Origin of the sequence: Methylobacterium sp. WL64 (genome assembly GCF_008039945.1) — a bacterium.
Taxonomy (GTDB): domain Bacteria; phylum Pseudomonadota; class Alphaproteobacteria; order Rhizobiales; family Beijerinckiaceae; genus Methylobacterium.
The window spans coordinates 1-12,669 of record NZ_VRVA01000137.1 but is presented as its reverse complement, the minus strand read 5'-3'; the positions used below and the strand labels follow the sequence as shown (position 1 = coordinate 12,669).

Annotated in this window: 5 protein-coding genes and 4 pseudogenes; 2 read left to right on the top strand and 7 right to left on the bottom strand. The window is 61.1% G+C overall.

Going from position 1 to position 12,669, the window contains the following annotated elements; all coding sequences use genetic code 11:
• Positions 1–106: 106 nt before the first annotated feature.
• Positions 107–382 (bottom strand): hypothetical protein, encoded by a 276-nt coding sequence (locus tag FV242_RS29365; protein WP_147941381.1) that lies wholly within the window; start codon positions 380–382, stop codon positions 107–109.
• A gap of 702 nt (positions 383–1,084) precedes the next feature.
• Positions 1,085–2,743: an ISL3 family transposase gene (locus FV242_RS29360; protein ID WP_147941380.1), complete on the bottom strand. Its 1,659-nt coding sequence runs from the start codon at positions 2,741–2,743 to the stop codon at positions 1,085–1,087.
• Between the two features lie 259 nt (positions 2,744–3,002).
• Here FV242_RS29360 and FV242_RS29355 point away from each other — a divergent pair.
• Positions 3,003–3,542 (top strand): annotated as a pseudogene (locus tag FV242_RS29355) (IS630 family transposase); the annotation flags it as partial.
• Between the two features lie 648 nt (positions 3,543–4,190).
• Here the strand turns inward: FV242_RS29355 and FV242_RS29350 are convergent.
• From FV242_RS29350 to FV242_RS29340, 3 genes are all read right to left on the bottom strand, one after another.
• Positions 4,191–5,306 (bottom strand): hypothetical protein, encoded by a 1,116-nt coding sequence (locus FV242_RS29350; protein WP_210248973.1) that lies wholly within the window; start codon positions 5,304–5,306, stop codon positions 4,191–4,193.
• A 231-nt stretch (positions 5,307–5,537) separates the two neighbouring features.
• The gene (locus tag FV242_RS29345) at positions 5,538–7,325 is read right to left on the bottom strand and encodes an oligosaccharide flippase family protein (RefSeq protein WP_147941378.1); all 1,788 of its coding nucleotides are present in this window, start codon (positions 7,323–7,325) and stop codon (positions 5,538–5,540) included.
• Between the two features lie 336 nt (positions 7,326–7,661).
• Complete coding sequence (locus FV242_RS29340; RefSeq protein ID WP_147941377.1) at positions 7,662–8,753, bottom strand: acyltransferase; 1,092 nt, start codon at positions 8,751–8,753, stop codon at positions 7,662–7,664.
• 425 nt (positions 8,754–9,178) lie between these two features.
• Here FV242_RS29340 and FV242_RS29335 point away from each other — a divergent pair.
• Positions 9,179–10,311, top strand: a pseudogene (locus FV242_RS29335) (IS3 family transposase).
• A gap of 173 nt (positions 10,312–10,484) precedes the next feature.
• On the opposite strand, the pseudogene FV242_RS29330 reads toward FV242_RS29335, so the two are convergent.
• Together FV242_RS29330 and FV242_RS29325 are read right to left on the bottom strand one after the other, a co-directional pair.
• Positions 10,485–11,811, bottom strand: a pseudogene (locus FV242_RS29330) (IS1182 family transposase).
• A gap of 155 nt (positions 11,812–11,966) precedes the next feature.
• Positions 11,967–12,669, bottom strand: a pseudogene (locus tag FV242_RS29325) (IS701 family transposase); the annotation flags it as partial.

The window sequence follows — 12,669 nt, the reverse complement described above, 5'->3', positions numbered from 1 at the left end:
GGGCAGGGGCAGGATGGGGCCCGCCGATCTGGGCGTTCAAGGCGAAGAGCATTTGATGGTTCGGCTTTCCGTATTCTCTACAAAGATGAGCGATTGTTGTCTTCGCTCAATGACTGCTCCGTATCCTCCTTGGCAGAGTGCCGCAGTCAAAGCTATCGAAGGTCTTTTTGAACGGCAACCGCGCGATTAATGATCGATTATTATCACGCACGATCAGCGCCCATGTTCCATCAAGATCGCCGTCGTCGGATTGATTAACCATCTCTTGTATGACGCTTCGAGCATCGTTCAGCGCCTGCTCCAAGCTTGAAGCTTTTACGCCCTCGTAGTCCTGGATCAACTCTTGATCCGTTTCTACATCGAAATAGTAGCGTTGTATCACGCAATGCCTTTCGTCTGATCACGCCCGAGAAAGTAATCACTATTTAGCCGAAAGGCCGACCGAAGCGCGCCGGCTCTCGCGATATATAATCCAAATGGTGAATTAGCTAACGGCCGATCACGTTATTATGATTGCATATAGGGCCCTCCTTGGAGAAAAATTGCAATGATTGTGCCAGTTGAACGGGATAAAGGGTCTGGTGTTTTTACGATATTGATGAAGTCCGCGAAAGACGTTTCCATATTAGGTTTATGCTTATGCGGTCGCTGGCAAAGAAAAACGGGAAAAAAATTAGTTACGCTATTGATAAAGATTACGCATATGGGCGGTTGCATGGGCGTTCGCACGCATGGCAATTAAAGTGATAGATACAATTATGCGAATGCTCGTTCCGAGCGTTGCCTAGTCTCGAACCTCGCTCGCCCCAAGCTCAACGATGATTGCCCGCCCGGTCGCCGTTCGAAACTACGCTGGCTGCGACCGCCCAAGCCTGCGGACATACCGTTCCTGCACCAGTCCCATCTCGGCCAACATCGGCATGTAGGTGGGATACGCCTCGTGCCGGAGGCCCTGCGGATGGGCGGCGTAGGCCCGAAGCGCCAAGAGCGCACGGCCACGGATCGGGTGCGTGCGGTTCGGTGGGCATCCGATCAGCGGACTGGGATTGCCCCGTTTCTGTGGCTCTTGCTCACTTTGCGTGGATCAGGTGGCGAGGACCATGCGGCGCTGTAGGAGATCGAGACCTGCCCGGCCGTAGCTTTGGCGCTTGATCAGCTTGAGCCGGTTGATCTGGCCTTCGGCCTGACCGCTGCTCCAGGGCTCGGTCAAAGCAGCCCTAACCGCGGCGGCGTCACCGTCCAGTCCCGAGGCGAAGGTGGCGATTGCAGGAGCGCCGCAAGCCCGCGCTTCCGCGATCCAACGGTCGAGATCCGCGGCGCTAGCCCGCCCCTCGGTCGCCGTCTTGTTCACACCCGAGGCGCGAACGAGGGCGGTGAAGCGGCGCGCCAGGCCGGCGACCGCTTTGGCGGTTTCGTCCTGCTCGACGTGGGTCACAACGGCGGCGGCAGCCGCATCCAAAGCCATGGTCGGCTGGACGAGGAGCCACGCAAGTTGCCGCGCGGTCGGCAGCAGGCTTCCCGCCGCAGGCCGCTCCGCCATGCCTACTGTCTCGTTTCGGGGCTTACGGCCCGACCGGATCGGCTTCGTCCGACGTCCGGCGACGAAGCGGTGCACCTGCCGGCTCGTGCCGGGGTATCCGCGCTCCCGGATCTCACGCCACAGTGACATGGCGTTCTCACAGCCCTCGCCGATCCGCCTCACGAGGTAGCCCACGTGCACATCGTGCAGGCTCGGGCCGGCACCATGGGGCAATCGGGCTGGGAAGATGTCGGTCGCAGCGTATTTGCGTACAGTGGCGCGAGCCAGCCCCATCGCGCGGGCGATCCCGAGCAGCGTCTCGCCGCCCGCACGCCGTCGACGCACCTCGTCGTAGATGGCTCGCCATCTCGTCCGGCTCTCCGCCCCCGCGTCAAGCTCCGGGGTGCTGCGTGGGAAGGCGTGATCGCGCCGGGGCGGAAGATCTGCCGAGCCGGGGGCGGGCGTCAGGCCCCGAAGCTGAGCATGAGCACCATGAAGCCAGCGTTCGACGGCCTGACGCATGTTGGCGAGGAGGTGCCACCGATCGGCGACCTGCAACGCTCGGGGTGCGCCGAGGCTGACGCCTCGGGCATATTCACTCGCGCGGTCTCGGGCGACGACCCGGATGTCAGGCCGCCGTTCGAGCCAGCCGGCCAGCGTTGTTGCAGTGCGGTCCGGGAGAAGGTCGATCACGCGATGGCGGTCCAGGTCCACCACGATCGTGCCGTAGCGGCAGCCTTTCCGCATCGCCCAATCGTCGACGCCGACGTGGATAGGTGACGGTGCGTCGGCCATTGGCAGGGCCCTGATGAGCCGCAGCACGGTTGCGCGGCTCGCCGGCATGCGCAGATGCTTCAGCAAACGCGCACCGCCCGCGCCACCGCAGACGATGCCAACCCGCCACTGCGCTTCAGCCAGCCGCCGCGTGCGTCGAGCGCGAGGGCTAAGGAGCTCGGACGGCGACTCAACGAAAGTGCGCCGGTGGCAGGATGGGTTGCAACAGTAGAACCGTCGAACCTCGATGCGTAGCACCGTCTGTGATGCCGAGAGCGGCAGGTCGGCGGGATGGCGGTGATAGCGGCTGTGCACGGACCGGCTCGCGCGATTGCAATCAGGACACCGACTGCTCGTTCCTCGCCGTCGCATCTGGATGACGATGCGGTCCGGATCCTGCTCGACGACGCGCTCGATGCGGCACTCGGGGATGGCGAAGGGAATATGCATGCCTTCAGCGGTGGGGAGGGCCGTTCAGGCGATTACCGGCCCGAGTCAATTCGCCGCCGTCCACGCAAAGTGAGCAAGAGCCGTTTCTCGATGAGCGCCTTAATGCGTGGTGACGAATTAACGATGCGGGAATGGATTCTCCGCCGACTTCACGGGCAGGGGGTTTAGCTAGAGCCGTGCCCTGGCGGGTTGAAACGCTTGGGGTAGGCGATCTGGCTGGCGTGTGATTCACTGGCTGGGCTTATGAGGGTGGATTGCCATGCCTTCAGCCCTGTCGGTGGATCTGCGCGAGCGTGTGGTCGCTGCGATTGAAGCGGGTGCATCGCGGCGTCAGGCGGCCAAACGCTTCGGGGTTGGGGCGGCCAGCGCGGTCCGTTGGCACGAGCGCTTCCGGCAGGACGGGAAGATCGCGCCCAAGCCCATGGGCGGCGACCGCAACTCGCAGCGTCTGGAAGCGCAGGCGGCCCTGATCCTTCGGCTCAACGAAGAAGACCCGCTCTCCTTCTTGCGGGAACTGCGCGACAGGCTCTCGGAATGCGGCGTTCCGGGCGAGCACGAGCAGTTTGTCGCGCTTCTTCGCCCGGCATGGGATCACCCGTAAAAAGGGGCTGTCCACGCGGCCGAGCAGGAGCGGCCGGATGTGAAGGCTGCACGCGAGGACTGGTTCGAGCGACAACCCGATCTGGATCCAGATCGCCTGGTTTTCCTCGACGAGACGGCCGCCACTACGAAAATGGTCCGCCGCTATGGTCGTGCTCCGTGCGGTCAGCGCTGCCGGATCGCCGTGCCTCACGGGCATGTGTGGACGCCCCTTCGGGTGCAAGCAAAATCTCTGGACGGGCGCGGTGCGTGATCGGGTGCTGCCATGTGTCCGGCCTCTAATGCGGCGAGTCACATGCCGCGGGCCCGTATCTGGTCCCACGGAGGATCAGTCGGAGACACAAGTGACTTTCGGGCATGGGGCCTTGAGCTGCCGGCTGATGCGATCCAGCGGGCACGAGGCTGACGGATCAGGGATCATCGTCCAGGCGTCACGCCACGCACAACAAAAAAACCCGTCGGTACAAATGGATTAAACTGGTTTATCGACAGTATCAGAAACACAGCAGACACAAGTCGGAGCAAGAGCTTGATCTGGCAGGGCTTGATACGAGGTGGGTCTCCCGAGCAACTTGGATTGCCCGAGGGCCGTCTCAGGCGCCGCGGCTTTGCCGTTAAAATTGTATCCTTCCGCATGTCCGTAGCAGTGGGACCACGCGTTCCGCGGCATAGCAGGTTCGAACGATCGGCTTTTGGAGCGATCAGGCGCAAGCGCCGCGGCTACGCGCCGAGATGGGCCTCGGCGGGCGGACTGGTCACTGCCTGCGATATCGGTCTCAATCGCGGCCATCGGCCTCGCCGCCTGTGGCCGGAGGCATTTCCGAGCAGAGGCGATGCGCAAGAGCGTTCAGGAAGCGAGCACCGCGTCGAACTGGACCTGGCTCAACGCGACGATTTTTTCATAGCCCGACGCCAAGTTCGCCCGGAACCGGCGGACCTCGGCAGGATCGAGCTCCGCGGACCAGAAGAAGCGTAGCAGATCATCTTGGTCTTCGAAAAAGTATCCGAACGGTCCAATGATCCCGGTAAGTTCCTCTCCGAAATCGGTCTGCAGCCCGATCATCGGGGTGCCGGTCAGTAACATGTCCATCACGGCGCCACTCGCTTGCAAGTGGTAGGAGTCGCTTGGAAGGTGAAGAAAGAAGTCGGCTTCTGCGATCACGTTGAGGCGGTCCGCGTACTCCATGGAAAACGATTTCTTGTCGTTGGTTCTTTCAAACCTGTTCGAGAGCGCGGCAAACTCGAAGCGTCGGAATTCCGGCGGAATGCGCTCAAGGTTGCTCAACAGTTCCTGGTTCTTAGGCGAGATGGAATGCCAGCCAGACATAAAGATGACTTGTGGGAGCCGATATGAGGGGCTCGGGGCACCTAAGCTGCCCTCCGGCAGCTGCGCGATACCCACCGGATGAAAAATAGCCGTTATATTGCCCCGCCGGAAGAAGGGGCCGATCACGGCCTCGACGTTGGCGCGGATCCTTTCCCCCAGAACGATAAACTTCATCTTGCGGAATGCACGAAAGAGGAAATACCACTTGATAAGGTTTTTAATCCGCGTCGCTTTCCCGGGCGCAAACGCGTTCACGAGATGGCTATGAATTATCCAAAGGATCGGCTTCCTGCTCGCCCCCCGGTGAAAAAAAGCCATGTAGGCAAACATTCCATATTCGATGTTCGTAAAAATGATCTGATTGAACTGTTTGCGTGCGATTACTTCTCGGATCTTCTTCCTGATCTCCGACCTTCGGCGCCATGGCACGAAGGCGATCTGATTGCTGATGTCCGGACCGAGATACTGCTTGAGCGCATCGCAGTGCGTAGTCTCGGCGATGACGCTGACGCGCGCATGGCGCGCGATGGCGAGCCGCACAACGCCCGTATTAACCAAAAGATGCGACTGACCGACGACAGATGGATCGATCAACAGAGCGCTTCGCTCGTCCAAAAAACCTCGATGATTGCGCATACTCAAAACCTCGGGGCATTGGCTTCGCAGCGATGAGCGAAACCGACGACGGTTGAACAGTTTCAACTTGAAACGTAGAGCAGTTCACCGATCCGTACAGAGACAGGCGGACTGTATTTATTGGAGCGTAGGAAATATATATCGTTCTGAAATCGAAAATCGCTGGCGCCCCTGCTATCGCAATGCAGCACATTGATCCCGGTTGGCGCGAAATCGTTGCGTCGCGTGGGCTCAACGATCTTTCTTGATTATCCCGGCCATCGCGGACCTCAGGAACGTAAATTCGTTTTTGAGGTTCTTCCCCTCGATCGCGAACATCGCCGCAAAGTAGCATAGGGCTGCCGCAAGGATGGCCGCGCACAGCACCACGAAGCCGCCCCCGACAAGCTTCAGGATGCCCCAGCAGACGGCACCACTAACAAGTGACGCGATGAAGGATCCAGCTATTTCCTTGGCGATGCTGACGAACCGCGCATCAGCGACCCGCACTACGAAGCTGCACACCACAACGGCGTAGATTATGTTGGAGACGGTTACCAGCCACACGGATTGCCAGGCCGGGAGGTAATGGCCGGCAGCTACAGCTGCAACGCGGCCGATGCCCAGGAACACCGTCGTGAAAAAGAAAGTCAAGTTGGCGTTCAACGCCAGAAGCAGCGCCGTCCCCATCGACGCCGTAATGCTAAGAGCGTAGCCGGGGGCGAGGATCCGCAGGAACACGCCGGCCTGCTCCCAGCTCGGGCCGAGGACATGCGCAAGGATTTCGGGGCTAGCTGCCGTCAAGACGGCCGCCGTCGGGAAGGTGACGAACGCCATGAGGCGGCAGACCTTGTAGTAGATCTGTAGAAGGCGCTCGTGTTGTTCGTTGAGGCTGTGCGCATACAGAGCTGACCAACTTGGATTACTGAACGCCTCGAACAGGAAGCGGGGAACTTGGTTGGCAAAGTTGTAGGCGCCCAAGGTTCCTGCGCCGAAGGCGTTGCCAAACAGCAGGCTTTCCCCCGAGCGGCATGCAAGGTCGGCGACCCGCCCCCCCATGAGTATGCCGCCTGAGGACAAGTGGCTCAGCATCGCCGATGGGCGGAAAATGGCGGCTGGCCGCTCGAACGCATAGAGGTTCAGTATGACCGCCCTGACGATGTAACCAATAAGGAATTGGAAAGCGAGGCTCATGGCCCCGAAGCCCATCATGCCCAAGCCCACGGCACAGGCCGCGCCCGCTACCGTCGAGGCGAAGTCAGCCGTGGCGCAGGCAACGAGATTCCCGCTCCGCGTCAGGCGGGCGACGGGCAGCACAGAAAGGCTTAAAAACGGGAAGCTCATCGCCAGGATCAGCATGAGGCTGTTAAGCTGCGGCTCGGACGATGCCAGCGACAAGAGGTATCCGCTGGTAACCACAACTACGGATAACATCAGCCCGGACAGCATCAGCACCCAAAATGCCGTCGACCAAACCTCCGGTGCGTTCGCCCTGTCCCTTGCGAGCGAAAGGCCCACACCGCCGTCAGCGATCACCGCCAAAAACGCCACGACGGGTACGGCGAGGGCGTAGACGCCGAATTCCTTTGGACCCAGCAGATGGGCCATGAGCGGAAGCAGGGCGAGCTGAATGAGGATCTTGACGATGCTTACCGTCCCCCCGGCCCCAATATTCTTTAAAAATAGCGCCGTCCGCTCATGCGACTGGGTATCTGGAACGATATCGAGTTCAGGATTCGGTACGAGGCCGACATCCATTACCAGCTGAGGCGCGAGGGGAGTCGGCCCGTGTGACGAAATGATCTGCGCCTGTCTAGAGCGATACTCGGTTTCCACGAGCGCTAAGACCTCCTCAATTTCTTCAGTTTTCTGTGTTTTGCGATGAACAGCAATTGAATCATTAAAATTATCGAAATTAACAATTATTTGACGGGCGCAATGATAAATCTCGTTACGTTCAGCAATCGTGCTCTCACCGAGAGAAACCACCGCCCCGCGAATAATCGTGTAGAACTCCGCGTTTCTGGGTGCTCCGGCCATCAGCTTAATGTCTTCAAATTAAGTTGTTGTTGCTGAGAAATATTTGAGAATAAGTTCGAAAAATCGTGATATCGCGATTTTTCGGGTGGTCTGCCGACCACAATTTGCAGGCGGGAAGCGGACGACGGGATCCGGCCCGTGCAGCTGCCCCATCCCGATTGGTAGCATCTCTGCCAGCTCAGAGGCAGATAAATAATACTCAATAGCACGGCGATTGCTAGACCGATAAGAGGCACAGGGTATTGTGCACGCTTGAGATAATCACCAGGGCGATTTTGATCAATTTGCTGGTCCAATTCCGCCCCATACCTACGCAATCCCGGGCATGGTGCCCCCTCAACCGCCGAACTGCGTCGGCGCCCTGGGGAACCGACCCTGCCGCCGCCAGCCTATCAGCAGGGACCGCACCGGCTCGTCAAACAACCTTAAGGCGACCATGCTGGCCAGGGGCAGCAGTGTTACGAGGATGACCGCCTCGGCCATGAAGTTCGTAGTCTTGAAGATCACCTGATATGCACCGTTCAACCAGCAGAAGATCGGATAATGTAGGATATAAACCGGATACGAGATGGCCCCCAGCCATGCCGCAGCCCGGCAAAAGCGCTGTTGGATGCGAACCTGAGCCGCCGTGAGCACGAGGACTGGAGAGATGAGCGCAACCCATAAAAACTCTAAAGGCCACGCCAGCAGGTATGGCAGGGGTAGAGCGAAGATCACTATCATGCAGACGAAGCAACCACCAAAAACGACCTTGCCGATGACAGTGGGCTCACCCTTGCCCAACCGCTCGGTGAGAGTGAACAGGATCACCCCGGCGTAGAAAGAATAGAGGACGCGCGGCATCCCACTCCAGAAAGTGTCGGCGGTGTCGCCACCGCTCCCGAAACGAGCGAGGCAGACCAGGGAGACGCCCGCGACGAGGTAGTTGAAGCCGCGCCCGTGTAGTCGACTTGTCAGACACCATACGGCGTTGGCAAAGAGTTCGAGCCAAATCGTGTATTGAGGGCCGTTGAGGGGGAACAATTGCGGACCACCGATTGCGGGGGAGGCACCAAAGAAAGGAATGCTGAGCAGGTTGAGCATAACGGCAACGACCATCTCAGAGCCGGAGATTGTATCCCGCCCCTGGAGCGCCCGAACCCAGACATAGAGTCCACTAATGACCGTCGCCACGATGACCAAAGGCATCAGCCGGATCAGGCGACTAACCATGAAGTCAGGAAGCGTCATCCCAGCGTTAAATCGGTTCCCATACGCGCTGCTCAGCACGAACCCACTCAAGCAGAAGAACAAATCAACGGCCAAACCCGCATTTACGGCATAGCCGGGGCCCAATAGCCAATGCTGGACGTGATATATCAGAACAAAAAAGGATGCGACCCCTCGAATGAGATCGAGGACGGGATAATATTGTCGTCGGTCTGACACCGGTCACCACGTCAATCGATTACGGGCGGCCGAAGCCTCAGTACACGCATTAAATTCAAGAAAAGATGTGAGGGCATAGAAGCAAAGCTTTCTCCCATCCGAACCCACGCCGCACGATCGCAGCCCCGTCCTGTCGACGAAGCTTTCCAATACGCCCGGCAAAGGCGAACCCGCCCGCCTCCGGACCTTAATTCGAGACACAAAGCCAATGATTTCAAGGGATTTTATCATCTGCAATTCCGTACCAGGGGCGACCCATACCACACGAATCCGACTAAGACATATCGGTTATGCAAATTGCGACCCGTATCCCCGGCTGTAAGGCACGGGCGAGGATACAGGGGTGGCTCGAGTAATCTACACAGCGAGGCTGAGTGGAATTTCTCCCTGACGGCGGCCAAAATGGCTGCGGATCAGGAGCGAAGATGAGCAAGCGACAGCGCCGGAACCACCTCCCGGCCTTCAAGGCGAAAGTGGCTCTGGCCGCCCTACGGGGCGAGAAGACCCTGGCCGAGTTGGCCCAGCACTTTGATGTCCATCCCAACCAGATCACGACGTGGAAGGGTCAGCTTCTCGACGGGGCTGCCGGTGTGTTCGGAGCCGCGTCCCGGCCGGAGACGACACCGGCCATCGACGTGAAGACGCTGCATGCCCAGATCGGCGAGTTGACGCTGACCAACAATTTTTTGTCTGGCGCGCTCGGCAAGGCCGAATTGCTGAGCGCAAAACGATGATCGATCGAGCGCACGACCTTCCCATCGCCAAACAGGCCCAGGCGCTCGGGATCAGCCGTGGCAGCGTCTACTACCTGCCGCGTGCAGTCCCGGCCGCCGATCTGGCCGTGATGCGGCGGATGGACGAACTGCATCTCGAACTTCCCTTCGCAGGGAGTCGGATGCTGCGTGATCTTCTCAACAAAGAGGGCATCACGATCGGGCGCCGTCATGTCGCGACGCTGATGAAGCGCCTGCGCATCGAGGCGATCTAACGCAAGCCGAACACCTCGAAGCCCGCGGCGGGGCACAAAATCTACCCGTATCTGCTGCGCGGGCTGACGATCGACCGGCCCAATCAGGTTTGGGCCATGGACATCACCAACGTGCCGATGGCACGTGGGTTCGTCTATTTGGCCGCCATCATCGATTGGTTCAGTCGCCGGGTGCTGTCCTGGCGGCTATCGATCACCATGGAGGCCGGCTTCTGCGTCGAGGCGGTAGAGAAAGCGTTCGCCCGACTCGGCAAGCCCGAGATCTTCAACACCGGCCAGGGCTCGCAGTTCACGAGTCACGCCCTCACCAGCGTATTACTGAACGCCGAGATCGCTATCAGCATGGACGGGAGGGGCGCATGGCGCGACAATATCCTCGTCGAACGCCTGTGGCGGTCGGTCAAGTACGAGGAGATCGACCTGCGGGCCTACGACACCGTCCGCACGGCGCGTGCCTCGATCGTTCGGTACCTCGCCTTCTACAATGGGCGAAGGCCTCATTCGAGTCTTGACCGGAGCACACCCGACCAGGCCTACTTCGACAGGCTGCCGCGTTCCGCGGCCGCCTGAACCCCGCAGGATATCCACTTATCCGAGCCCTGGGCGCTGTTTAGACAAACCGAGCCACCTCTAACCGTACCACTACACCGCGGGATCAAACAGCTAGGAGCCCGTCTGAGTAACGAGTTCACGAGGTGGGATGAGCGTGGAAGTCTGGGCAGACGTGTGCGTCGGCTTTGGGCTCAGTGCCCGGCCTTCGCCAGCTTGACGAGGTTGTGGGCGGTGCAGATCATCGCCCATTCGCCCCGGACCTGATCGAGGCCGCGGAGCAGGAACTGTCGGAAGGGCCTGCTTGATCTGCCCGAACACGGGCTCGACCTGCTTCCTGAGGCGATAGCGGCTGCGGCGGCCAGCCCGCTTCAGGTGCACAGCCATCGCGCTCATCAACGGCATCTTCGTCAGCCTCCGGCGGCCGGCCGCGTCCGCCTCGCCATGACGCGCCCGACCCGGAGCCAGGTAGGCGGTGATCCGCCGCTCCTGCAGCGCGACGAGGTTCGCCTCGTTGGCAAAGCCGGCATCGCCGGAGAGCTCTCGCGGCTTGCGCCCGAGATAAGCGTGGACGTCGTCCACGAGCGGCACGAGGGCGCGGGAGTCGGCCGAGTTGGTCACGAAGCGGTGCGCGACGATCACCTGATGCGCGGCATCGACGGCGATCTGCCCGTTGTAGCCCTGCACGAACCCGTCGCGGGTGGGCAGGATGCGGCTGTCCGGGTCTGTGAAGTTGCGCTGTGCCCGGTCGGGCGGACCGCCGTCCTCACCGCGCAGAGGCCGCCCCTGCCAACGCATGCCCGAGGTTGCACCCGGCCCGCTCTCGTCCTCGGGGTTGGGCGGGTCGACCGCTTCCGCCTCCAGCGCAGCCTTGGCGGCACGGATCGTCTCCAGCCGTCGCTGCTTGTCGGCCATCCAGTCCGGCGTCTCGTCCCCACGACGGGTCGCACCCTGCGCCTCATCCTCGGCCACGTCCGCCTCACGCGCCTGCTCCAGCCAGGCATCGACCTCGGCGGCCAGCGCTGGCTCGGCCGTCTTCATGCGTCCATAGCTCATCGCCTTGTGGCGGGAGGCATTGGCCTTCACCTTGGTGCCGTCTACCGCCACGTGGGCGAACTGGACCAAACCAGCCGCCCGGCACAGACGCAGCACCTGTACGAACAGGTCGGACAGGGCCACGAGGTGGCGCTTGCGGAAGTCGGCGATGGTTCGGAATTCCGGCCGGTTCAGCCCGGTCACCGCCATGACGTCGACCCGCTCCTCGCGGGCCCGGGCGAGCTGACGCGAGGAGTACAGGCCGCGGCTGTAGCCGTAGAGCAGGAGCGCCACCATCATGCCCGGATGGTAGGGCGGGTAGCTGCGCTCTTCGCTGTAGGTGTCGAGGATGGCCGAAAGATCGAGCGCTTCCCGCACCGAGTCGCGGACGAAGTGCGCCATGTGCCCGGGCGGCACGAACTCATGCAGCGAGGGCGGCAGCAGCCAGCCCTGATCCACATCCCAGGAGCGACACACCTTGGCCATGAGCCGAGTGAATCACCGCCAGGCCCCGCCGTCGAGAGGTTTACTCGGACGGGCTCCTAGTACTACTGTGTCATAAATTTTGTTGGCGACAGGGACATCGCTGCAGGGAACGAACGAGCGCCCGTGTTAGCCTCAGGCGCAAGGTTGCGATGGAGTCAGGCACGTGTTGCTCGGGCCGGATCGGGGGCACCGCGGGGTCTATAATTGGCGGGTAGGGCAAGCGCTTGCCATTCGGTGAACTCTGGTTCCGAGGGGGAAAGCGGCCCCGCTCGGAGACCAGGAACCCGTAGGCCGCGATGCATAGGCTGGCGTGATGATGGAAGCCGCGCCAGCTTTGCCCCTCGTAGTGGCCAAGCCCAATCTCCTGTTTGAGCTCCTGGTAGTCCCGCTCGATACGCCAGCGCAGCTTCGTCCGGCCGACCAACAGGGCCAGGGGCGTCTCTGCCGGCAGGGTCGAGAGCTAGTATTTGGTTGGCGCATCCTCGTTGTCCGGCCACTCGATCAGGACCCACTCCTCGGGACGTGGCTCGTGTCGCAACTCATCCCGATGCGCCGGACGCGCCCGCACGGCCGCAAACCGCGAGGTCAGCAGACCGTTCGTGCCAGCGCGCCATGTGACACGCTGCCAAGCGGTCTCCGGCAGAGACCGGGCCAGCTTTTCTGCCGAGAGTGGCTTTTGCTCAGGGCTCCGTCGCACCCGGGTGGGTGGGCGCCCGCGCCCGCTCCAGGGCTTGGGCGGCAGGGGTGCCGTTCCGGGAGGCCACAGGCTCGTCGAGGACTGAACACCCACACTGTAGGACAAGCCCAACGCCGTCAGCGCCGTGCGGAAGGCCGTGTCGATCCCGTATCCGGCATCTG